The organism is Collimonas rhizosphaerae (assembly GCF_038896935.1).
In the GTDB taxonomy this organism is placed as follows: domain Bacteria; phylum Pseudomonadota; class Gammaproteobacteria; order Burkholderiales; family Burkholderiaceae_D; genus Collimonas; species Collimonas rhizosphaerae.
The window spans coordinates 49,470-71,560 of record NZ_JBANDC010000003.1; the positions used below are offsets into that span (position 1 = coordinate 49,470).

Annotated in this window: 18 protein-coding genes; 10 read left to right on the plus strand and 8 right to left on the minus strand. The window is 63.2% G+C overall.

The window, feature by feature from the left end; all coding sequences use genetic code 11:
* Window positions 1-61: 61 nt before the first annotated feature.
* The 3 genes from V8G57_RS04760 to V8G57_RS04770 all read right to left on the minus strand — a co-directional run bounded on the left by V8G57_RS04760 (window position 62) and on the right by V8G57_RS04770 (window position 4,947).
* Window positions 62-1,186: a methyltransferase gene (locus tag V8G57_RS04760; protein WP_342828399.1), complete on the minus strand. Its 1,125-nt coding sequence runs from the start codon at window positions 1,184-1,186 to the stop codon at window positions 62-64.
* Between the two features lie 299 nt (window positions 1,187-1,485).
* Entirely contained in the window at window positions 1,486-3,267 is a 1,782-nt protein-coding gene (locus V8G57_RS04765) for a methyl-accepting chemotaxis protein (RefSeq protein WP_342828400.1), read from the minus strand.
* Window positions 3,268-3,288: 21 nt separating this feature from the next.
* A complete protein-coding gene (locus tag V8G57_RS04770; RefSeq protein WP_342828401.1) occupies window positions 3,289-4,947 on the minus strand; it encodes a methyl-accepting chemotaxis protein in 1,659 nt (552 codons plus the stop codon).
* A gap of 471 nt (window positions 4,948-5,418) precedes the next feature.
* On the opposite strand from V8G57_RS04770, the gene V8G57_RS04775 reads away from it, so the two are divergent.
* From V8G57_RS04775 to V8G57_RS04805, 7 genes are all read left to right on the plus strand, one after another.
* Window positions 5,419-7,047, plus strand: a complete 1,629-nt coding sequence (locus tag V8G57_RS04775) for a methyl-accepting chemotaxis protein (RefSeq protein ID WP_092393741.1) — start codon at window positions 5,419-5,421, stop codon at window positions 7,045-7,047.
* Window positions 7,048-7,069: 22 nt separating this feature from the next.
* Window positions 7,070-7,528 (plus strand): chemotaxis protein CheW, encoded by a 459-nt coding sequence (locus V8G57_RS04780; protein ID WP_342828402.1) that lies wholly within the window; start codon window positions 7,070-7,072, stop codon window positions 7,526-7,528.
* Window positions 7,528-8,763 carry a CheR family methyltransferase gene (locus V8G57_RS04785; protein ID WP_342828403.1) on the plus strand — a complete coding sequence of 412 codons (1,236 nt, stop codon included), beginning with the start codon at window positions 7,528-7,530 and terminating at the stop codon, window positions 8,761-8,763. Before V8G57_RS04780 ends, V8G57_RS04785 begins: the two co-directional genes overlap by 1 nt.
* A gap of 81 nt (window positions 8,764-8,844) precedes the next feature.
* Complete coding sequence (locus tag V8G57_RS04790) at window positions 8,845-9,528, plus strand: chemotaxis protein CheW (RefSeq protein ID WP_342828404.1); 684 nt, start codon at window positions 8,845-8,847, stop codon at window positions 9,526-9,528.
* The gene (locus V8G57_RS04795; RefSeq protein WP_342828405.1) at window positions 9,525-11,807 is read left to right on the plus strand and encodes a hybrid sensor histidine kinase/response regulator; all 2,283 of its coding nucleotides are present in this window, start codon (window positions 9,525-9,527) and stop codon (window positions 11,805-11,807) included. The genes V8G57_RS04790 and V8G57_RS04795 overlap by 4 nt, the downstream gene beginning before the upstream one ends.
* Complete coding sequence (gene cheB, locus V8G57_RS04800; RefSeq protein ID WP_342828406.1) at window positions 11,804-12,865, plus strand: chemotaxis response regulator protein-glutamate methylesterase; 1,062 nt, start codon at window positions 11,804-11,806, stop codon at window positions 12,863-12,865. The genes V8G57_RS04795 and cheB overlap by 4 nt, the downstream gene beginning before the upstream one ends.
* 29 nt (window positions 12,866-12,894) lie before the next feature.
* Window positions 12,895-13,905, plus strand: coding sequence for a GGDEF domain-containing response regulator (locus V8G57_RS04805; protein WP_092393759.1), 1,011 nt, complete (start codon window positions 12,895-12,897; stop codon window positions 13,903-13,905).
* A gap of 30 nt (window positions 13,906-13,935) precedes the next feature.
* Here V8G57_RS04805 and V8G57_RS04810 read toward each other — a convergent pair whose 3' ends face one another.
* The 4 genes from V8G57_RS04810 to V8G57_RS04825 all read right to left on the minus strand — a co-directional run bounded on the left by V8G57_RS04810 (window position 13,936) and on the right by V8G57_RS04825 (window position 19,004).
* Complete coding sequence (locus V8G57_RS04810) at window positions 13,936-15,198, minus strand: PepSY-associated TM helix domain-containing protein (protein ID WP_342828407.1); 1,263 nt, start codon at window positions 15,196-15,198, stop codon at window positions 13,936-13,938.
* A gap of 8 nt (window positions 15,199-15,206) precedes the next feature.
* Window positions 15,207-17,411 carry a TonB-dependent siderophore receptor gene (locus V8G57_RS04815; protein WP_342828408.1) on the minus strand — a complete coding sequence of 735 codons (2,205 nt, stop codon included), beginning with the start codon at window positions 17,409-17,411 and terminating at the stop codon, window positions 15,207-15,209.
* 338 nt (window positions 17,412-17,749) lie between these two features.
* Complete coding sequence (locus tag V8G57_RS04820) at window positions 17,750-18,679, minus strand: cation diffusion facilitator family transporter (RefSeq protein ID WP_342828409.1); 930 nt, start codon at window positions 18,677-18,679, stop codon at window positions 17,750-17,752.
* Window positions 18,680-18,716: 37 nt separating this feature from the next.
* Complete coding sequence (locus tag V8G57_RS04825) at window positions 18,717-19,004, minus strand: zinc ribbon domain-containing protein (RefSeq protein WP_342828410.1); 288 nt, start codon at window positions 19,002-19,004, stop codon at window positions 18,717-18,719.
* Window positions 19,005-19,149: 145 nt separating this feature from the next.
* On the opposite strand from V8G57_RS04825, the gene V8G57_RS04830 reads away from it, so the two are divergent.
* The 3 genes from V8G57_RS04830 (at window position 19,150) to V8G57_RS04840 (ending at window position 21,478) form a co-directional block, all read left to right on the plus strand.
* Window positions 19,150-19,593, plus strand: coding sequence for a CHRD domain-containing protein (locus tag V8G57_RS04830; protein WP_092393768.1), 444 nt, complete (start codon window positions 19,150-19,152; stop codon window positions 19,591-19,593).
* A gap of 75 nt (window positions 19,594-19,668) precedes the next feature.
* The gene (locus V8G57_RS04835; RefSeq protein ID WP_342828412.1) at window positions 19,669-20,301 is read left to right on the plus strand and encodes a hypothetical protein; all 633 of its coding nucleotides are present in this window, start codon (window positions 19,669-19,671) and stop codon (window positions 20,299-20,301) included.
* A 76-nt stretch (window positions 20,302-20,377) separates the two neighbouring features.
* Complete coding sequence (locus tag V8G57_RS04840) at window positions 20,378-21,478, plus strand: patatin-like phospholipase family protein (RefSeq protein ID WP_342828413.1); 1,101 nt, start codon at window positions 20,378-20,380, stop codon at window positions 21,476-21,478.
* A gap of 25 nt (window positions 21,479-21,503) precedes the next feature.
* Here the strand turns inward: V8G57_RS04840 and aroQ are convergent, their stop codons facing one another.
* A complete protein-coding gene (gene aroQ / locus V8G57_RS04845; protein WP_092393777.1) occupies window positions 21,504-22,079 on the minus strand; it encodes a gamma subclass chorismate mutase AroQ in 576 nt (191 codons plus the stop codon).
* Window positions 22,080-22,091 lie beyond the last annotated feature (12 nt).

Here is a 22,091-nt window from a genome sequence, read left to right on the forward strand (position 1 = left end):
AATTTACAACAAATATTTTCCAAGGTGCAATAAAAAGCGAATCTTCTTCAATCCGCCCTGTTCAAGCTGCCGCCAATCGCCACAAGGAAGTCAGCTCGGCGGCGCGCGCGGCGTGCAACGGATCGGTTTCGTCGCTGGCCTTCGGATGCTGCGGCCGGATATCGGTTTTCCCCAGCACTTTCAGGCCCGCTGCCTCGATCGCCGCCAGCAGCTCGGCGCGCGGGCGCAAGCCCAGGTGTTCAGCCAGGTCGGACAGGATCAGCCAGCCCTCGCCGCCCGGCTCCAGATGTTGCGCCAGGCCGCCCAGGAATCCGCGCAGCATGCGGCTCTCAGGATCGTACACCGCATGTTCGATGGGCGAGCTGGGCCGCGCCGGAATCCAGGGCGGATTGCAGATCACCAGCGGCGCCCGGCCTTCAGGAAACAAGTCAGCCTGCAGCAGCGTTACCTGGCCGTCCAGCTCCAGCCGCACCAGGTTCTCGCGCGCGCAACGCAGGGCGCGCGGGTCCATGTCGGTGGCCACGACGCGTTCCACGCCGCGTTTAGCCAATAACGCCGCCAGCACGCCGGTGCCGGTGCCGATATCAAAAGCCAGCTTGGTGGACGGCAACGGCGCCGCCGCCGCCAGCCCGATATATTCGCCGCGCACCGGCGAATACACGCCGTAGTGCGGATGGATGCGTTCACCCAGCGCGGCAATCTCGACACCCTTCTTGCGCCACTCGTGGGCGCCGATCAGCCCCAGCAATTCGCGCAGCGACGCCACGAACGGCTCTGCCGGCGCGCCATACGCTTCGTTGCAGGCGAGCTGCACATCGGGTGCGCGGCGCAAGGGAATGCTGTAGTCGGCGTCGAACGGCAGCAACAGCATGCCCAGGGTGCGCGCCCGCTGCGATTGGGCCTGGCGGTGCAGGTTGAAGGCGTCGACCGGCGAAACCGGCTGCTTGCGCGGCTTGCCGCGCTTGTCAGGCTTCGGTTCGGCGCGCCGCGCCAGCGCTTGCAGCAACTGGCGGGCGTTCTGGAAATCGCCGCGCCAGAGCATGCCGGTGCCTTCGCAAGCCAGGCGGTAAGCGGTGTCGGCGGTCATCCGGTCGTCGGCAATCACGACCCGTTTCGGTGCGGCGTTGCCGTTTTCCGAGCGCCAGCGCGCTGAGCGCGGCTGCTCTTCCTCGATCCAATGGATCATAGGCTGTTCGCTTGCCGTCATAAGGCGCCTGCGGGATGGTCGGCCGAAGGCAATTCGACGGTGGTGAAATTCAAGCGCATGGATTGGTCTCGATCAGTGTAGGTAGGCAGGGAGCAGATCACGATGTTTGGCAAAACATCATCTGCATCGCCCGTTTGCGGTCACCGCAAACGGACATCTTCGATAGTTCCCGAGTATACCTCTTGACTGCTGCCATGCGCCGTTTCTTTCATCCAGCCGATTCAGGGCCGACCGCGTCTCGCCGACCGCATCTAGCCGACCGCATCTCGCCGACCGCCTTAAAACGTCTCCCAGTCATCCGCGTTGGATGCGGCCAGCTTGACCGCGGGCGCTTTCCACGGCGTTTGCTGCACATTGACGGATGCGGGCTTGCCCGCGACGGCGCGAGTCTTGGTGGCGGCGACCGTCTTCAAGACCGGAGGCGACGAGCGTTTCACCGGCGCCGGCCTGGCGCCCAGCACCGGCTCTGCGCGTTTGGCAGGGGTCGACGGCACGCTGCTGCGCTGTTGCTCGGCTACATGGAATACCGACACCGCATCCTGCAGGCGCTGCGCCTGTCCTTCCAGCGAACCGGCCGCTGCCGCTACCTGCTCCACCAGCGCGGCATTCTGCTGCGTGACTTGGTCCATCTGCGTCACGGCCTGGTTGACCTGTTCGATGCCACTGCTTTGTTCTTCCGAAGCCACCGTGACTTCCGCCATGATGTCGGTCACGCGCTTGACCGCCTGCACGATTTCATCCATGGTCTGGCCAGCCCTGGCCACCAGTTCGGAGCCGCCGTCCACCTTGTCGACAGAATCGCCGATCAGTTCCTTGATTTCCTTCGCTGCCTGGGCGCTGCGCTGCGCCAGGTTGCGCACCTCGGCCGCGACCACCGCAAAACCGCGCCCCTGTTCGCCGGCGCGGGCCGCCTCCACCGCCGCGTTCAGCGCCAGGATATTGGTCTGGAACGCAATGCCGTCGATCACGCCGATGATGTCGGCGATGCGCCGGGAGCTGTCGGTAATGCCTTGCATGGTATGCACCACCTGTCCGACCACCTCGCCACCCTTGGCGGCGATATCGGAAGCGCTCTGCGCCAGGTTGCCCGCCTGGCGGGCGTTGTCGGCATTCTGCCGCACGGTGGCGGTCAGCTGCTCCATGCTGGCCGCGGTCTGCTGCAGCGACGCCGCCTGCTGCTCGGTGCGCGCCGACAGGTCGCTGTTGCCGGCCGAGATTTCCTTGATCGAGGCGCCGATATTGTGCGTGCCCTCGCGGATTTCGGTGATGGCCGCCGCCAGCTGCTGCTGCATCTGCCGCATCGCGTGCAGCAGGCTGGACTTGTCCTTGCCGTCGACCACTACCGTCACATCCAGTTCGCCGCCGGCGATCCTGGCGGCGATGGCAGCGGCATAGCTGGGTTCTCCGCCCAAGCTGCGCGTCACGCTGCGGATGATCAACAGCATGGTCGCCGACACCGTCACGCCGATCACAAACATGATCAGCAGCTGCCTGAGCAGGTTGTCGTAAAACGCGGCCTGCACATCATTGACGAACACGCCGGACACCAGGAACCAGTCCCACGGCGCGAAATAATTCACCTGGCTGATTTTTTCGGCGCGGGTGTCGGTGGTGCCCGGCAAGCGGCCCATGTAGTGGACGATGCCTTGCTGTTGCTGCTTGCCCAGCTTGACCATTTCCACGTAATACAGCTTGCCGTCGGTATCCTTGCGCTCGCCGACGTTCTTGTTGACGATATCCTTGCTGGTCGGGTGCATCAGCACCACCGGCTGCGAATCGAAGACAAACACGTAGTTGTCCTGCGCATAGCGCATGGTGCCGATGCGCTGCAGGGCCTGGCTTTGCGCATCCGCCAGGCTGAGCCGGCCGGCGGCGACATCGTCGGCATAACCTTTGACGATGCCGGCCACGGTTTCCACCACATTCTTCAACCCCGCCTCGCGCTCCTTCATCATGGTGTCGCGGGTATTCAAGGCAGACCAGCCGGCCAGCAGCAGCAATCCCAGCCACATGACCGCCAGCACCAGCCACAGTTTTGCTTTCAGACTCAGATTTTTCATACTTCCCCTATGAGATAGAACCTAGGCTGCAACTCGCCGCGTTGCGGGCCTAGACGATAATTGCGCCTGCGGCGGCGTGATGTTGCGCGCCCGCGCAGACGGTTCGGCAGCGAATGCCTGGCTGACCTGGCCGCTGCCGGTCTTGAACACGCTCACCATCTGCGCCAGGTTGACTGCCTGTTCCTGCAGCGACGCTGCTGCTGCGGCGGCTTGCTCCACCAGCGCCGCGTTTTGCTGGGTGACCTCGTCCATTTGCGCAATCGCGTGGTTGACCTGCTCGATGCCCGTGCTTTGTTCCTGGCTGGCGGTGGCGATCTCGCCGATGATGTCGGTCACCCGCTTGACGCTGGTCACCACCTCGCCCATGGTTGCGCCGGCCTGCTCGACCAGCTTGCTGCCGCTGCCGACCTGGCTCACCGAATCGTCGATCAGCACCTTGATTTCCTTGGCCGCGGCCGCCGAACGCTGCGCCAGGCTGCGCACTTCCGAAGCGACCACCGCAAAACCGCGCCCCTGTTCGCCGGCGCGCGCCGCTTCCACTGCCGCATTCAGGGCCAGGATATTGGTCTGGAACGCAATGCCGTCGATGACGCCGATGATGTCGACGATTTTCTTCGACGAACTGCGGATATTGCCCATGGTGTCCACCACCTGCGACACCACGGCGCTGCTGTTGCTCGCCACCTGCGAAGCGGTCACCGCCAGCTGGTTGGCCTGCCGTGCATTGTCGGCGTTCTGCTTGACGGTCGAGGTCAGCTGTTCCATCGCCGACGCGGTTTCTTCCAGCGATCCGGCCTGCTGTTCGGTGCGGCTCGACAGGTCCAGGTTGCCGCTGGCGATCTGGCCGGAGGCAGTGGCGATGGTGTCGGCTGAACTCTTGATGTTGGTGATCGTGTGCAGCAGCGATGTGCGCATGCATTTCATGGCATACACCAGGCTGCGCGTATCGCCGGGCCGGGTCGCGATGTCCAGGCTGAGGTCGCCGTCGGCGATGCGGTTGGCGATAGCGGCCGCAGCGCCGGGATCGCCGCCGATCGCGGCCAGCATGCTGCGGTTGGAATAGATCACCAGCGCCACCAGCGCCAGCGCCACCACCAGCAGGATGGCGCCGGCCTGGTACAGCGACTGCATGAAAGCCAGGTTCAGGTCGTCCACATAGATGCCGGTGGTGGCGATCCAGTCCCACGGCTGGTAGCCAAGCGCGAACGACATCTTCGGCACCGGTTCGGCGGAGCCGACGCGCGGCCAGACATAATCGACGAAACCGCCGCCGCTCTGGCTGCCGGCCTTGGAAATCAGGACGAACACCAGGTTGCCCTCGGGATCCTTGAAATCGCTCATCTTGCGGCCGTCCAGTTCCGGCTTGATCGGATGCATGACCATCACTTCATTCGAAGTCGAGACCGAAAAATAACCGTCCTTGCCATAGCGCATGGCCTTCAGCCGCGCCAGCGCCTGCTGCTGCGCCTCGCTCTTGCCGAGGGCGCCGCTGGCGGCCATGGCGCCGTATTCCTTGATCACGTTCATGGCGACATTGGAGACATTGATCAAATCGCTTTTACGCTCTTCCAGCCGGATCTGCCGCGCCTGGTAAGCATTGAATACGGAGATCGAAAATAGTGCGACCAGGCTGACCAGCAGCGGCAGCCATAGTTTCTGCGTAAAAGATAATCTGTTCATGAATGGGTCTCCGTTTGCCTTGGCAATTATCGATAACATGCGGCGCCGAGGCGCCGGCACGGGAAGCATTTGCTGCTCTCCTATGCATTAACGGCAGCGCCGCTGCATAGCTGAAGGGGTAGGAGACGAGAATTGTGCGCAACAGCGCCAGGCGCCGGAACCGGAGCGGATCTGCCGGCGGCAGTTTGACAATCGGAATCGCCGCTGACGACGGCACAAGGGATTATTGATTGTTACCTTCGAGATTTCACAATGATATACAAATCAGTATCCAAAAATCTGCAATAATCGGCGCCCGGCACTGTTCCGGCATTGCCAAAAAGTCGCCCGCTTTCGATCTGACTGGTTTATTGTATCCGCTTAGAAACTCACCAGAATGGCGCAGTTGTCAGTTCACCAACTCCAAACCATTCTCGAACCGCGGACCGGGAGAACGCACCAACCACCGATCAACGACAGGAGAGATAACACGTGAAGCAATGGACTATTCGGCAAAGAATGCTGGTCAGTTTCGGCCTGATCCTGGCGTTGATGGGATTCATGGCCGGCATTACCTATCTCAAGCTGGCGGCGATCGAACACGAAACCACCAGTTTCCAGACCGACTCCATGCCCGGCCTGGAATTGAGCACAGGCATCCGTTCGACCTGGTTCCAGAGTTACCTGCTGATGCTGCAGGTAGTGGCGCTGGACAACCCGGATGAACGCAAGCAAGACCTGGCGACCATCCACGCCGACGCCGAGAAAATGGACAAGCTGGTCACAGACTACGACAAGACCATTTTCGAAAACCAGGACCGAATCAATTTCAACGCCTTCAAGGCTGCCCGCGTCCAATACGACCGGCTCATGGCCGAGGTCTTGAAGCTGGACGATTCCCAAAAGAATGCGCAAGCCCGCGCCCTGCTGATACAACAGCTGGAACCAGCCTGGCAGGTTGGACGCAACGCCGCTACCCAGCTGCGCGACTTCAACCAGCAGGCCGAAGTGCGCTCGGTGGACAAGATCGAAGCTGCGGTAGTGGTCGCCAAAAGCACGTTGCTGGTGGCGCTGGTGATCGCCCTGGCCTCGGCCCTGATCTGCGGTTTCTTCCTGCTGCGCGCCATCACACGGCCGATGGCGGACCTGATCGCGGCGCTGGAAGTGATCCGCTCCGGTGACCTTTCGCAACGCCTGAACCTCAACCGCCACGACGAATTCCAGGCGCTGGAAGCGGGCCTCAACCGCATGTCGGACGAACTGACCGGACTGGTCGGGCAAGCGCAGAAATCGGCGGTGCAGGTCACCACCTCGGTGGTTGAAATCGCCGCCACCGCCAAGCAGCAGCAGGCCACCGCCAACGAAACCGCGGCCACCACCACCGAGATCGGCGCCACGTCGCGCGAGATCTATTCCACTTCGCGCGAGCTGGTGAACACCATGAACGAAGTGTCGTCCGGGGCGGAGGAAGCGGCACGGCTGGTCGGCACCGGCCAGGCCGGCCTGACCCAGATGGAAGACACCATGCACCATGTGATGGATGCCGCCGGTTCGGTCAACGCCAAGCTGGCCATCCTCAACGAAAAGGCCAGCAACATCAACCAGGTGGTGACCACCATCACCAAGGTCGCCGGGCAAACCAACCTGCTGTCGCTGAACGCCGCCATCGAAGCGGAAAAAGCCGGTGAATACGGCCGCGGATTTTCCGTGGTGGCGACCGAAATCCGTCGCCTGGCCGACCAGACCGCGGTGGCCACCTACGACATCGAACAGATGGTGAAAGAGATCCAGTCCGCGGTATCGGCCGGCGTCATGGGCATGGATAAATTTTCCGAAGAGGTACGGCGCGGCATCGCCGACGTGCAGAACGTCGGCACCCAGCTGTCGCAGATCATCCAGCAGGTGCAGGCCCTGACGCCGCGCTTCCAGTCGGTCAATGAAGGGGTGCAGGCGCAAGCCATCGGCGCCGAACAGATCAGCCAGGCGCTGACCCAGCTGAGCGAAGCCGCCCAGCAAAGCGTGGAATCGCTGCGCCAGTCGAGCCAGGCGATCGATGAACTGACGCTGACCGCCAACGGCCTGCGCAACGGCGTCTCGCGCTTCAAGCTGAAGCTCGGCTGAGGCAGCCGCGGAGTTGCCCCCCATGCTTTTCTTATTGTTCAAAATCGGCCAGGACCATTACGCGCTTGACACCAGCCAGGTCGCGGTAGTGCTGTCGCTGGTCAGCCTGAAACAGATACCGGCGACCGCGCCCTGGGTGGCCGGCGTGTTCACCTACCAGGGCCAGTCGGTGCCGGTGATCGACCTCAGCCAGCTGGCGCTGGGCCGCCCTGCCCAGCGCCGCCTGAGCACCCGCATCGTGCTGGTGCACTATCCGGCCCCGGGCCCTGACAGCCGCCTGCTGGGACTGGTGCTGGAAAAATCCAGCGAAATCATGCGCCGCGAGCCGTCCGAGTTCCGCGGCAGCGGCCTCGATCACAGCGACGCGCCTTACCTGGGGCCGGTTACCGACGATGCGCGCGGACTGATCCAGTCGGTCCGGGTGCAAGACCTGTTGCCGCCTGAAGTACGGGTGCAACTGTTTCCGGCCGCGGAGCAATAATGCCGCTGGAAAAATTCGAAGCCATGCTGAAGCGTACGATGGGGCTGGATGTCCAGTCCATCGGCCGCCCCATGCTTGAGCGCGCCGTGCACGAGCGGCGCGACAAAAGCGGCCTCGACGACCTTGACGCCTACTGGCTGCTGCTGCAGATGTCGGAGCAGGAACAGCTGCACCTGATCGAATCGGTCATCGTCCCGGAAACCTGGTTCTTCCGCAATCGCGAAGCGTTCAATGAAATGGTGCAGCTGCTGCCGCAGCGGCTGGTCAGCGCCAGCCTGCCTTTGCGCATCCTGAGCCTGCCCTGCTCTACCGGCGAAGAGCCGTATTCGATTGCAATGGCATTGCTGGACATTGGCATGCCGCCGCAGCATTTCCGCATTGACGCCATCGACATCAGCCCGCAATCGCTGGCCATTGCGCGCCAGGCGGCATACGGCAAGAATTCGTTCCGCGGCGATTTTCTCGCGTTCCGCGATCACTATTTTGCCCTCAATGAACAGGGTTATGCGTTGTCGGAAACGGTGCGCCAGCAGGTATGCTTCATCCAGGGCAACCTGTTTGCGCCCGGCTTGCTGTATGGCGAAGCGCCTTACGACATCATCTTTTGCCGCAACCTGCTGATCTATTTCGACCGCGCCACCCAGCACCAGGCTGTCACCATCCTGACCCAGCGGCTGGCGCCTGAGGGCTTGCTGTTTGTCGGTCCGGCCGAAAGCGCCTTGATGATGCAGCATGCGCTGACGCCGATCAAGGCGCCGATGGCCTTCGCCTTCCGCCAGGGCGCGCCCAGGCAGGATGCGGCCAAACCGGCGCCGGCCGCCGTCTTCGCACCGCAGCCGCCGGCGCGTCCTGCGCCAAGATCGGCTGCCATACGCACCGCGCCTTCCAAGGCCAGGTCCGCGGCCGATTCGCCACCGCTGCCGCAGGCCACCCTGGCACAGGTGCAGCTGCTGGCCGACCAGGGCAAACTGGACGAAGCCGCCAGCCTGTGCGAACAGCTGATCCAGCGTCATGGCGCATCGGCCGCCGCATACTACCTGATGGGCCTGATCCACGACGCTGGCGACCGCAAGCAAGCCGCGGCGGACTGCTATCGCAAAGCCTTGTACCTGGAACCGGCCCATGCCGGTGCCATGACGCACCTGGCAGCCCTGCTGCAAACCCAGGGCGACGCCGCCGGCGCCAGGCTCCTGCAACAGCGCGCGCGGCGTTCGGCAGAAAACAATCCGCCTTGACATGCACTTGACCACGGCACCCGCCCATCACTCCCGGACCGGCTATTCCAGCCTGCCGGTTAGTCGTATGATGTGGCAATCATGAGCACACCACTTGATTATCAAATCGACACCGCGCTGATCGACGATTGCTGGAACCGCATCGGCGTGCGCGGCGATTCCTCCTGCGAGCGCCTGGCGCTGCACATCGATTGCCGCAACTGCCCGGTACATGCACGCGCTGCAGCCGAGCTGCTCGACCGTTTGCAGATGGATGACATCGGCGACGGCTGGCGCGAGCAAGCCGAGCAGCCGGCGGAAAACACAGCCGGCCTGCAGTCCTTGCTGCTGTTCCGCATCGGCGAAGAATGGCTGGCGCTGCCGACCGCGCTGCTGGAAGAGATCACCGAGCTGCGCACCGTGCACCGTTTGCCGCACCGGCAAAACGCCGTCGTGCTCGGCATCAGCAATATCCGCGGGGCGCTGGTGACTTGCGTGTCGCTGGCGGCGATGCTCGGCATCAGCAACGACAGCCTGGCGACAGCGCGCCAGGAACTGCTGCGGCGCATGCTGATCGTCAGGCACAACGGCCAGACCACCGCCTTCACCGCGGATGAAGTGTATGGCACCTTGCGCGTCGCCGCTTCCGCCTGGCAGCCGGTGCCGACCACGCTGACGCGCGCTGCCGGCCATTTCACCCATGCCGTGATCCAATGGAACGGGCATAGCGTCGGCTTGCTGGACCAGGAACTGCTGTTCCACACGCTGGATCGGAGCCTGGCATGAACGCCGACGATATGCGCGACGCCTCCATGCTCGACCTGTTCCGCCTGGAAGTAGACACCCAGGCGCAAGTCATGAGCAGCGGCTTGCTGGCGATTGAACGCGCGCCCTCGCCGCAACAGCTGGAAGCCTGCATGCGCGCCGCCCATTCGATCAAAGGCGCGGCGCGCATCGTCGGCATCCAGGCCGGGGTAGACGTTACCCATGTCATGGAAGACTGTTTTGTCTCGGCGCAGCAGGGCAAAATCCAGCTCGGGCCGCGCCGTATCGACCAGCTGCTGCATGGCGTCGACCTGCTGCAGCGGATCGCCGCCAGCGCCGAAGACCTGGAACTGTGGCAGGCCGGCAGCGGCCGCAAGGAAATCGAAACTTTCCTGCGCGGCCTGGAAAACAGCTTGCAGCAAGCCGATGACCGCGCCCGCGAGCCGGAAGCGGCGATTGCGCTTGCCGCAACGGAAGCGGATGAGGCAATGGCGGCAGCCGATGAAGCCGCACCCGGCAAGCACCTGGACAAGATCAAGAACCAGGACCAGGGCGACCGCATGCTGCGCGTCACCGCCGCGCACCTGAACCAGCTGGTCAGCCTGTCGGGCGAATCGCTGGTCGAATCGCGCTGGCTGCCGGCTTTCAACGAATCCCTGCTGCGCCTGAAACGACTGCAGCAAAACACCGCGCAATCGCTGGAAGTCCTGCACGACTCGCTGCGCGAGGACAATCTCGCGGGCGACCACCTCATGGCGCTGCAGGAGGTCCGGCAGCATATCGACGCCAGCCAGAAAATGCTGGCGGAGCGCCTGGCCGAGCTGGAGCTGTTCGAACGGCGCAACAGCAGCCGCGCGCAACGTCTGTACGACCAGGCGCTGGCCAGCCGCATGCGGCCGTTCGCCGACCGCGTGGTCGGCTACGACCGCATGGTGCGCGACCTCGGACGCACCTTGGGCAAACAGGTCAAGCTGGAAATCAACGGCCAGGCAACCCAGGTTGACCGCGACATCCTGGAGCAGCTGGATGCGCCGCTGGTGCACCTGTTGCGCAATGCGCTGGACCACGGCATCGAAGCGCCGCCGCAGCGCCGCGCCGCCGGCAAGGACGAAGAAGGCTTGATCACGCTGACCGCGCGCCACCACGCCGGCCTGCTGCAGATCACCATCAGCGATGACGGCAACGGCGTCGACCTGGAGCAGCTGCGCGCCGCCGTGGTGCGGCGCGGGCTGGTGGACCATGCCACCGCAAGCCGCCTGAGCGATACCGAACTGCTGCATTTCCTGCTGCTGCCGGGCTTCAGCATGCGCGACACGGTGACTGAAATTTCCGGGCGCGGGGTCGGCCTGGATGTGGTCCACAACATGCTCAAGCGCATGCGCGGCACCATCCAGATTTTCAGCGAAGCCGGCCACGGCATGCGCTTCCAGCTGCAACTGCCGCTGACGCTGTCGCTGGTGCGCAGCCTGCTGGTCAGCATAGGCGGCGAACCCTACGCCTTTCCGCTGGCCTACGTCAACCGCACCATGATATTGGAGCGCAGCCAGATCGAATCGCTGGAAGGCCGCCAGCACTTCGCATTTGAAGACCGCCAGATCGGCCTGGTCGCCGCCAGCCAGATCCTGCAGAGCGGCGATGCGGCCCCGGGCGGCGACCGCATCGCCCTGGTCGTCATAGGCGACCAGGTGCAGACCTACGGCCTGCAGGTCGACCGCTTGCTGGGCGAGCACATGCTGGTGGTGCAGCCGCTGGACGCGCGCCTGGGCAAGATCAAGGATGTCGCGGCGGCGGCGCTGATGGAAGACGGCGCACCGGTGCTGATACTGGACGTCGCCGACATGCTCAATTCAGTCGAGAAACTGATCGCCCAAGGCCAGCTCAGCAAGATTGAAAACAACAGCAGCCAGCAACAAGTGCGGACCAGCAAACGGGTGCTGGTGGTGGACGATTCGCTCACCGTGCGCGAACTGGAGCGCAAGCTGCTGAGCAGCCGCGGTTATACGGTGCGCGTCGCGGTGGACGGCATGGACGGCTGGAACGCCTTGCGCAGCGAGCCGTTCGACCTGGTGGTGACCGACATCGACATGCCGCGCATGGACGGCATCGAACTGGTCACCTTGATCAAGAAAAACCTGCAGCTGAAAGCCATTCCAGTCATGATCGTATCTTACAAAGACCGCCAGGAAGACCGTCAGCGCGGGCTCGAAGCCGGCGCCGACTACTACCTGGCCAAAGCCAGTTTCCATGACGAGACCCTGCTGCAGGCAGTGGAAGACCTGATCGGCGAGGCGCATTCATGAAAATCGGTATCGTCAACGATGCGCCAATTGCAGTGGAAGCGCTGCGCCGCACACTGGTCCAGCGCCAGGACCATGAAATCATCTGGATTGCCGAGGATGGCCAGCGCGCCATCGAGCTGTGCGCCTGGCAGGCGCCGGACCTGATCCTGATGGACCTGATGATGCCGGTGCTCGATGGCGTCGCCGCCACCCGCCATATCATGGCGCATACGCCGTGCGCGATCCTGATCGTCACCGGCGACGTCGGCGCCAATGTCTCGGCGGTCTATGATGCGATGGCCTACGGCGCGCTCGATGCGATCGATACCCCGAGCACCCTGAGCGGTTATCCGCGCAACGACGTCAACAGCTTGCTGGCCAAGATCGACTCCATCGAAAAACTGCTCAACCAGCGCCAGTCGCTGCCTGAACAGGGCGCGCCGGCGGCAGCTTCGGCCGCCGCAACCGCCATTGCGGCCGGCAGCAGGAAATCGTCGCTGCCGGCTCCCGATTCGAAATACCTGGTCGCCATCGGCGCTTCCGCCGGCGGCCCGGCTGCGCTGGCGACCTTGCTGTCGCAGCTGCCAGCGGATTTTCCGGCGGCCCTGGTAGTGGTGCAGCACGTGGATGCCCAGTTCGCGTCCGGCATGGCCGAATGGCTCAGCAGCCAGTCGAAGCTGCCGGTACGGCTGGCGCTGGCCGGAGACAGCCCGGCGCCGGGCCAGGTCTTGCTGGCCGGGACCGACGACCACCTGCGCCTGACGCGGCCGTTCCAGCTGGGATATACAGAACAGCCCAGCGGCTATCCCTACCGGCCGTCGATTGACGTTTTTTTCCAGAGCATCGTCGAATTATGGGCCGGCAAGGCGATCGGCATCCTGCTCACCGGCATGGGGCGCGACGGCGCCCTGGGCCTGAAAGCCATGCGCGACAAAGGGTATTACACGATCGCCCAGGACCGCCAATCCAGCGCCGTGTACGGCATGCCGAAAGCGGCCGCCCTGCTCGATGCGGCCGACGCCATCCTGCCGGTGAACCAGATCGCCGGCAAGCTGGCCGGCATCATAAGCAAACGATAGCTACAATCAGCACAGATACGGAGTAAGTCATGCCAAAAGAACTCAATCTCGACATCGATCAGCCGCCAGACGACTATCCGGTCATGGTGCTGCTGGTCGACGACCAGGCCATGGTGGGCGAAGCGGTCAGGCGCGCGCTGGCGAACCAGGTCAACATCGATTTCCACTACTGCGCCCATCCCGACGAGGCGATCGAAGCCGCCCAGAAAACCCGCCCCACGGTCATCCTGCAGGACCTGGTGATGCCCGGCATCGACGGCCTGACCCTGGTGCGCCAGTACCGCGCCAACCCGGCCACCCGCAACGTGCCGATCATCGTGCTGTCGACCCGGGAAGATCCGGCGGTCAAGAGCGCCGCGTTTACCGCCGGCGCCAACGACTACCTGGTCAAGCTGCCCGACACCATCGAGCTGGTGGCGCGGATCCGCTATCATTCGCGCTCTTACGTCAACCTGCTGCAGCGCGACGAAGCCTATCGCGCGCTGCGCCAAAGCCAGCAGCAGCTGCTGGAAACCAACCTGGAACTGCAGCGCCTGACCAACTCGGACGGCCTGACCGGGCTCGCCAACCGCCGTTATTTCGACGAATATTTCAGCGCCGAATGGAAGCGCGCCGAACGCGAGCAAAGCTCGCTGTCGCTGCTGATGATCGATGTCGACGATTTCAAGCTGTATAACGATACCTATGGCCACCTGGCCGGCGACACCGCGCTCAAGCAGGTGGCGGAAAGCATCGGCTATTTTGCCCGGCGGCCGACCGATCTCGCGGCCCGTATCGGCGGTGAAGAGTTTGTGCTGGTGCTGCCATCCATGTCGCGCGAGCACATGGAGGTCCAGGCCGACAAGCTGCAGGCCGCGGTGCATGCGCAGGGCATCGCCCACGCATCCTCCAGCAACGACGCCAGGGTCACGGTCAGCGTCGGCGGCGCCAGCATGGTGCCGCAGCGCGGCAGTTCCCAGGAAAAACTGGTGGAAGCGGCCGACCAGGCACTGTACCGCGCCAAGCGCGGCGGCAAAAACCGGGTCGAGATCGCTCAGTAAAAAGCGCTTGCGGGCCAGTTTGACCGCAACCTATTCGGCGACCGCACGGCGACGGCTGCCTGCCGCGGACAAGCTGTCCGCCGCATGCCGCGCCGCCAGCAGGCGCGCGCGGCGCTTGCGGGCCCAGATGACCACGCCGGTCACGCTCAGCATAGCTACCGCTGCTCCCATCAGAGAAATGAGGATGCGTCCTGCAAGGCCGAGGATGCGCCCCGAATGCAGGGGAAACTGCGCTTGCATGAAAATGTCGCCGGCGCTGCCTGTGCCGGGAATCTTGGCGCCGGCAGCATGGCCGTCGGCGGCGTCGTAATAGAGCCAGCTGTTGCCCAGCCCGATATCGCCGTGGTCGTTGCCGGCCTCGAAAAAACCGACGCCGTACAAACCGAAGGCAGACGAATAGAACACGCCGCCAACCGGCGCCGTCCAGCCGCGGCGCCGCCCATCCTCGCTCGCCAGCTGCGCCACCCGCTCGCGGCTGACTCCCGGCTCCGCCTGCGCAGCCTGTGCCGGCGCGACCGGCTTGCGGCTGTCGAACGGATCCGGCGTCAGCGTTGAAAAGGTTTGCACGATGGGCCGCATCACCGGCTGGTAGAGATTCATGGAAACCGAGGTCACCGCCAGCACCAGCAGCAAGATCCAGAGCCAGACGCCGCCGGAACGGTGCAGGTCGAAATTGAGCTTGTGTCCGCCCTGGCGCCAGCGGAATGCAAACGACTTGCGCCAGCTGCGCCAGTTGGGGAACGACAGCCACAGGGCGATGAAACAATCCAGCGTCCAGACGATGCCGATGATGCCCATCAGCCAGGTTCCGAGCTCAATCCCGCCGACCGCGGGCAGATGCATGGTGTAGTGCAGCTTGTACAGGAACGGCAGCAGGTTCTCGCGGCTGAGCGAGATGGCGCCCCACATGCGCTTGCCCTGTATCTCGGCGCTGGCCGGATCGACCGCGACCTGGTTGAAACCCAGGTCGTAAGGCTGCCTGGTAGCCGGATCGATGCGCCCTTCCACCATCATGGTGCTGGTGTGCCCCGGCTCATTTTCGGTCATCACGTAGGTGACGCGCAAACGCGGATCCTGTGCTTCCACCCGGTTCGCCAGTTCCAGCCCCGGCATGGCCTTGCCGGATGAGGGCTGGTCGGCGCTATGGGCATGGAACAGTTGCGGATTGAGCCATGCGTCGAGTTCGTGATCCCAGGAAATGACGGCGCCGGTCGCGCCGGCGATGAACAGGAACACCGCCGCCGCCAGGCCGAACCAGCGGTGCAGGATCACCATGAAAGGACGTGTCGTCATGATCGGCTTCAGTATTTCCAGTTGATCGCGACGCTGCCGTTGATCGGCTCGCCGTAGTAACCCTGGCTCGCATACAGGCTGGAGATGTATTTTTTATTGGTGACGTTGTTGAGGTTGGCGGTGATGCTGACTTGTTTGCTGATGTCGTAGCGCGCCATCAGGTTGAGCAGCGCGTAGCCCTGCTGCACCGTGGCGACGGTCTGCGTCCCGGTCAGCACATCGGTGCGGCTGGTATTGCCTTGCCAGTTGACGCTGGCGCCGACTTTCAGCTGTTCCAGCTGCGGCAGGCGGTAGGTGGTCGCCAGCCGCACGGTCTTTTTCGGAACGTAGTTCTTGGCCGAATTGCCATCCTGGTCCTTGATGGTCATCACGGTGTAACCGAGGCTGCCCTGCCATCCCCTGGCCAGCTCGCCCGACAATTCCAGTTCCAGCCCTTCCGAATGGGCGTCGATGGCGCGGTAGTACGTCTTGCTGCCGATATAACCGGCCTGCTCCGCCGTATTGTTTTGCTCCACCCTGAACAGGGCCGCCGAGGCGTTCAGCCTGCGGTTGAAAAATTCGCTCTTCAAGCCCAGCTCGTAACTCTTGCCTTCGACCGGCTTGAGCGTGGCGCCGCTGATGTCGGTCTGGTACTGCGGATTGAAAATCTCGGCATAGCTGGCGTAAGCCGATATGTTCCGGTCCAGGTCGTAGACCAGGCCGGCGTACGGCGTGGTGGAGCTGGCGCTGGTCTGGCGGCTGACTCCATAGGCGATGCCGGTGGTGCTGGCGTCGGTATAGTTGACGCCGAGCAGCAGCTTGAGATTGTCGGCCAGGCTGAAACGGGTGGCGCCGTACAGGGTCTTGCGCTTGTCGACGTAGGAGCTGCCGTCGGTCGAAGCGTTGAAGCTAGGCTCAGGATAACTGCCGTCAAATGCGCCCGAGGCTGTCAGCGGGGTGCCGATTCCCTGTCCGTAATGGGACATGTCGTCCAGCGTCGAACGCGACCAGCTGGCGCCGAACGTCAGGTCGTGCTGGCGTCCGCCCAGCGTGTATTTGCCGCTGACATAACTGTCGACCGCGGTCTGCCTGTTGTCCGAGTTGTACAGCGACGGATAGCTGAACAGGCCGGCGCCGGTTGCCCGGTCCGGCGTGCCGTAGACATAGAACAGCTTGCCGTCGGTGCTGAGCTTGTTGTGGCTGAGGGTGGTCTTCCATTGCCAGTCGTTGCCGAAGCGGTGGTTCAGCTCGGCGAAAGCGCGCTGTTCCTCCGAATTCCAGGACGACCAGCTGGCCGAGGTGCTGGTGCCAACACCGTAAGCGGTCGGCGTGCCGTCGCTGTAATACAGCGGCAAGGCGCCCCAGATTGCGCCCTTGCCATCGTTTTTCTGGTAGCTGTAACCCAGCGTCAGCAAGGTGTCGTTGTTCAGGTTGGCTTCGATCACGCCGTAAAACACGTTCTTGCCGGGCTGGTAGCGGTCGAGGTAGGAGTTGCCGTCTTCATGCGCTGCCACCACGCGCGCCGCCACGGTTTTGTCGCTATTGAGCGCGCCGGAGACATCGGCCTCGATGCGGCGCGTATTCCAGGAGCCGTAGCTGACGCCGGCGGCGGCCTGGAAATCGTAGGTCGGACGCTTGCGCACGAAATTCACGGTGGCCGATGGATTGCCGGTGGAAGAAGTCAGGCCGTTGGCGCCGCGCACTACTTCGACACGGTCATACAAGGCAGTGTCCAGGTCGCCGTTCTGCAGGCCGAAAGTGAGCGGGATGCCGACGCCGTCGAACTGGAAATTGGTGATGTCGAAGCCGCGCGCCGTGTAATAGGTACGGTTGGTTTCCACCTTTTCGACGGAAACGCCGGTGGTGCCGGCCAATACCCGGTCGACATTGTCGAGTTTGAAGTCGTCCATCTTGGCGCGCGTGACCACCGATACCGACTGCGGCGTTTCGCGCAACGACATGTCCATCTTGGTGGCGGTATTGCTATTGCGTACGGTGTAGCTGCCGGTCTTCTCGCTCGGGGCCTGCTGGTCGCTGCCGGCCGTGACCACGACTTCCGGCAGCGCCGCATCGCTGCCTGCGGCCGCCGGCTGCTGCGCCAGCGCCAGCCGCGGCGCCATGGCCGACAGGGCCAGCGCCACCGCCAGGCTCATGGCCCGCAGCGATGGCTGGGCGCAGGGAATACGTGAAAGAGGAGCGGCCGACGGCGGTATTAGCGTGCAATTAGTTGCCATTTATCATCCCTGAGTTGATTGTTTACTTTTTTGTTTTAATGCGAAGCGGTACTGCTGGAAATTCTCGGCAGCCTGCCCCGCCCAAGCTTGCGCAACCTCGCGGCTGGCGCCGGGCGGAACGCATGGTCTGTGGGGGGGGAATAATGTTTGAAGCAGGCAGGATTTACAGAAAACATAATGATAATGCGAATGATTTACATTATCAATCAAATATTCAGGGATTTACATAGAGAAACAAACAACTACGGAAAATAACTGCGGCAGGCTGCCGATTGGCGGCCCGGAAATGAAAACGGATGCATGCAGCATGCATCCGTACGGTTTACGCCGATGCCGCTTCAGGCATGCACATGCCTCTCCTCTGGCGCGCTGTAGTTGCAGCCGTCCTCGGTATGGGCGCAGGGACTGAGCTCGAACTGCAGCGTGGTGTGGTACACCGCAAACTGCGACGCCAGGACCTCCTTCAGCAGCGGCAGCAATTGTTCCGCCGGATAAGCCGGGTCGTACACCACGTGCGCGGTCAGGCTGGCCTTGCCGCTGGTGACCGCCCACAGGTGGAAGTCATGCACGCTCACTACTCCGGGCACCGCACGCAGCGCGGCTTGCACCTGCTCGATGTCCATGCCTTCCGGCACTCCTTCCAGCAGGATGTTGACGCTTTCCTTCAGCAGGATCCAGGTGCGCGGCAAGACCCAGAATCCGATCAACACCGCAATCAGCGAATCGACCCATTCCCAGCCGGTATAACGGATGACGAGCGCTCCGAGGATCACGCCGACCGAACCCAGCATGTCGCTCCAGACTTCCAGGTAGGCGCCTTTGACGTTCAGGCTGGCGTCTTTGCCGCTGCTCAGGAGCCGCATGCTGACCAGGTTCACGAGCAGCCCGAAGACGGCGATCACCAGCATTCCGGTCGACTGGATTTCAGCGGGGCTGCGGAAACGCTGGTAAGCCTCGTACAAGATGTACATCGCCACCAGGAACAGCAAGACCGCATTGAACGCCGCCGCCAGGATTTCGAAACGATGGTAGCCAAAGGTGCGTTTGGCGTCGGGCGCCTTCCTGGCGATGCGGATTGCCGCCAAGGCAATCGCCAGCGCCATGGTGTCCGTCAGCATGTGCGCCGCGTCCGAGATCAGCGCCAGGCTGCCGGTGACCAGGCCGCCGATCACTTCGACTACCAGGAAGGTCGAAGTCAGTCCTAATGCGGTCCAGATATATTTTTCGTTCTGGCTGGTGGGTAAGGCGTGGGAATGGCCTGCGCTCATGAGGGGTCCTTAGGTTGCGTAGAGGTAATGTAGCGCCTTATTGCGGCGTTCCGCAATTGCCGCAGAATTTTGCGCCGGCCGCCTTGGCGACACCGCAACCGCCGCAACTCACCGCCTGCAGGGAATTGCCGCATTGCTGGCAAAAACGCGCACCGGCGACATTGCCTGCATTGCAGTTCAGGCAATTGCCTTGGCCGGGCGCAGCCGCGCCCCAGGCATTTTGCTGGATGCCGCCACGATACCCGTGCTTGCCGCCCTGCCGATATGGCGAATTGTGTCCGTCGCCATGGTGGCCAAGGCCAAGCAGGTTTTTGAAAAAACGCACTTTGCTCTCCTTTGCGGTTGAATGGCCTCATTTAAAACCTTGTAGTTACTACAGGGTCAAGCGGATACATAAAAAAATCCGCAAGAAAGAAAGCGGACTACACTATTGCTTGCTTTCCCCCTATAAACAGCACAAAGGAAAACACATGACTACCCAGTTAAAAAACCTGAGGCCATCGCTGTTCGCTTCTGTTGCACTGGCATTGCTGCTTGCAGCATGCTCGACCATGCCGGCCGATACCACCCACACCAGCGAAGTTACCCTGGACAGCGCGCACGAAGTCCCGCCTAACGACTCGAGCGCAAGCGGCGCCGGCACCATCGTGGTCAAGGCCGACAAATCGGTCAGCGGCAGCGTCACCACCAGGGGCATACAAGGAAAAGTGGCGCACATCCATGAAGGCGCGCTGGGCAAGAACGGCCCCGTCATGGTGGGCCTGACCAAAACCGGAGACAATATGTGGTCAGTGCCGGACGGCACCAAGTTCACCGACGCCCAATACGCCAGCTACATGGCGGGCAACCTGTATATCAATGTCCACAGCGCCACCAATCCCGGCGGCGAAATCCGCGGCCAGCTGCAGCCCTGAGCCGAGCCTCCCGAGCCGCCATGCGCGTACTGCAAACCAGCCATGGCGGCTGATATAAAAAACCTTAATCAGCCTATGCATTCGACCATCCGGATTTTCGCCGCATTCTTGCTGGCCATCGCGCTTGCCAGCGGCGTGCTGTATGCAATCGACCACTCGTCCGGCAGCAACAGCGTCAAGAACCTTGAGAGCCCGGTAAAAACAGCCGGCGCCGTGGCGCCGACAGAGAATCCTGCGGCATTTGCTGCATCTGCAGCGGCAACAGCGGCGCCGCCGGCAGCCAGCGATATCCTGCCGCCGGCGCCGGCCAGCCCTCCCTTGGCCGACAATGCCGGCGCCATCGCCAAATGCAACATCGACGGCAAGATCGTCTATACCGACAAGGGCTGTCCGCAAGGAAGCAAATCCAGATCTTTACAAATCACCGACAACGCCGTCGTTCCCGGCGTCGACCGCGCCACGATTGAACGCACACTGCGCCAGCCGGCGCCGCCGCCACAGCTGGCCCAGGCCGCGCCGCCCGCCGCCGTGATCGAACCGCCGGTGACCTCCATCACCACCGACGCCGGCGTCGATTGTCCGGCGCTCGGACGGCGCATCGAATGGCTGGGTTACATGGCGCACCGCTGGCAGCCGCCGTACATACGCGACCGCATGCGGCGCGAGCGCGACGAACTGCAGACCAGGTGGTTCTGGGCCCATTGCTAGCAGCCTGTCGGACGGCACTCCCTCCGGCAACAAGATGCTTGATATGCAAGCGGCTATTGATGCATCATTCGAGCCCATGACCCGAACCGAAAAATATCAATGCTGCATGGTGATGGCGGGTGGCGGCTTCCGCTTCGGCTACTACCTTGGCATGTACGCCGCGGCAGTCGACACCGGCAACAAGCCTGACCTGCTGCTGGCCAGCTGCGGCGGCTCGATCGCTGCCGCCGTGATCCGGGCGCTGCCGGACGATGCGCAGCGCAAGGCGTGGATCAGCTCGCCGGCGATGTACCGCTTCCTGTGCGGCTTGCAGTCGACGCCCAAGGCCGCCATCGGCCGTTCCTTCCTGCACGCTGTCAAACGGCGCCTGACGGCCAGGCGCGCCGCTGTCATCCCGGACCTGTTCAGCGATTATTTTTTCGATATCCCGCCGCAACTGCCGCTGCCGCCGCTGCAGGCGCAAGCGGAAGCCCCGCCCGCGGTCGCCATCGTCGGCGGCAAAATGCTGTTTTCCAAAGACCAGGTCGGGCAGCGCAGGGCCGGCCGCAAGCTGTTTGCCGAAACCGTGTTTTGCGATCCGCGCACGGCGGCGCTGCTGGACGGCATGGCCTCGCCCATGAGCGATCCGATGTGGGGCGACAACGCCATCGCGCCGCAACTGCTGACCGACGTCCAGATGCCGATCGGCGACGCCGTGCGGATTTCGATTTCCGACATGTTTTATTTTCCCTGCCACACGCACCAGGCCGGGCACTATACCGGCGGCGTGGTCGACCTGTTTCCCATCGAACTGGCAAAACGGCTGGCGCAGCGGGTGGTGATGGAACTGAAGGCGCCGTTCAGCCAGGCGCTGGCGATCCCGGCCTGGCGCGCGGTGCTGGGAGTCGATGGCAACCAGCGCCTGCGCCACGTCCACAGCCAGCATGCCGATGTCTGGATCGATGCGTCGGATGTGGAAAGTGTATTCCGCAAGCGCGGCATGCAGCAGAAACTGTCCTGGCCGAAGAATCGCCTGCGCCTGCTGATGCCGGCTCGCCATGAAATTTACCAGGAGCATGTGGAAGCACAATGGCACTACGGCTATCAGCGCGGGCTGGAAGCATTTGGCCAGCCTGGCCCCAACTACAAACGGCACATGCGCCATGCGACCAGGCACAACAGGGTCCGGCCAGGCTAGGCCCGGCCATGAAGTCCGCGCGCGGCTAGTTCCGCAGCCAGCCCGTCAATGCGACCCGGCGCGGCTCGCCGTCCAGGTCGCCGCGCACCAGGACCGCTGAACGCATTTCGATATAGGCCGGCATGCCCGGCTGCGCCAGCAAGGGCCGGATCTTTTCCAGCTCGGCGATCAGCTCAGGCGTCAATTTGTCCAGCACCGGCCGCACATCGCGCCCCAGGTCCGGCGCATCGTCGAAACGGCCCCGGCCTTGCTGGCGCCACTGCGCATGCAGCCCGAGCTGCATGGCTTTGCTGGCGTCGAACTGGGCCTGAAAAAAACGCCGGGCAAAAACCGGATCCAGCCCTTTGGCCTGGGCTACGACGGCATCGAGTATCAATTGTTCGCGCGGCGGATCGTTGACGGCGCCGCCTGAATTCCATTTCGCCTTGGCGACCATCGGAGCGACCGCAAGGCGCTGGTCTATCAGCACCAGCAAATGATCGGCCTGGGCAGCGTCGGCAGCGCTCGGCGCCGGCGGCATGCCCTGGCAAGCCGCCAGCAGAACCATCAGGAACAGGCTGGCAAACAGTTTGCCCAAGGCTGGGGTTTTCAAAAATATCATGGGCTCTTTCTA

Excerpts from the sequence above, each read along its gene's own strand:
- V8G57_RS04760 (WP_342828399.1), bottom strand. The coding sequence starts at position 1,186 with ATGATCCATTGGATCGAGGAAGAGCAGCCGCGCTCAGCGCGCTGGCGC.
- V8G57_RS04765 (WP_342828400.1), bottom strand. The coding sequence starts at position 3,267 with ATGAAAAATCTGAGTCTGAAAGCAAAACTGTGGCTGGTGCTGGCGGTC.
- V8G57_RS04770 (WP_342828401.1), bottom strand. The coding sequence starts at position 4,947 with ATGAACAGATTATCTTTTACGCAGAAACTATGGCTGCCGCTGCTGGTC.
- V8G57_RS04780 (WP_342828402.1), top strand. The coding sequence starts at position 7,070 with ATGCTTTTCTTATTGTTCAAAATCGGCCAGGACCATTACGCGCTTGAC.
- V8G57_RS04785 (WP_342828403.1), top strand. The coding sequence starts at position 7,528 with ATGCCGCTGGAAAAATTCGAAGCCATGCTGAAGCGTACGATGGGGCTG.
- V8G57_RS04790 (WP_342828404.1), top strand. The coding sequence starts at position 8,845 with ATGAGCACACCACTTGATTATCAAATCGACACCGCGCTGATCGACGAT.
- V8G57_RS04795 (WP_342828405.1), top strand. The coding sequence starts at position 9,525 with ATGAACGCCGACGATATGCGCGACGCCTCCATGCTCGACCTGTTCCGC.
- cheB (WP_342828406.1), top strand. The coding sequence starts at position 11,804 with ATGAAAATCGGTATCGTCAACGATGCGCCAATTGCAGTGGAAGCGCTG.
- V8G57_RS04805 (WP_092393759.1), top strand. The coding sequence starts at position 12,895 with ATGCCAAAAGAACTCAATCTCGACATCGATCAGCCGCCAGACGACTAT.
- V8G57_RS04810 (WP_342828407.1), bottom strand. The coding sequence starts at position 15,198 with ATGACGACACGTCCTTTCATGGTGATCCTGCACCGCTGGTTCGGCCTG.
- V8G57_RS04815 (WP_342828408.1), bottom strand. The coding sequence starts at position 17,411 with ATGGCAACTAATTGCACGCTAATACCGCCGTCGGCCGCTCCTCTTTCA.
- V8G57_RS04820 (WP_342828409.1), bottom strand. The coding sequence starts at position 18,679 with ATGAGCGCAGGCCATTCCCACGCCTTACCCACCAGCCAGAACGAAAAA.
- V8G57_RS04830 (WP_092393768.1), top strand. The coding sequence starts at position 19,150 with ATGACTACCCAGTTAAAAAACCTGAGGCCATCGCTGTTCGCTTCTGTT.
- V8G57_RS04835 (WP_342828412.1), top strand. The coding sequence starts at position 19,669 with ATGCATTCGACCATCCGGATTTTCGCCGCATTCTTGCTGGCCATCGCG.
- V8G57_RS04840 (WP_342828413.1), top strand. The coding sequence starts at position 20,378 with ATGACCCGAACCGAAAAATATCAATGCTGCATGGTGATGGCGGGTGGC.
- aroQ (WP_092393777.1), bottom strand. The coding sequence starts at position 22,079 with ATGATATTTTTGAAAACCCCAGCCTTGGGCAAACTGTTTGCCAGCCTG.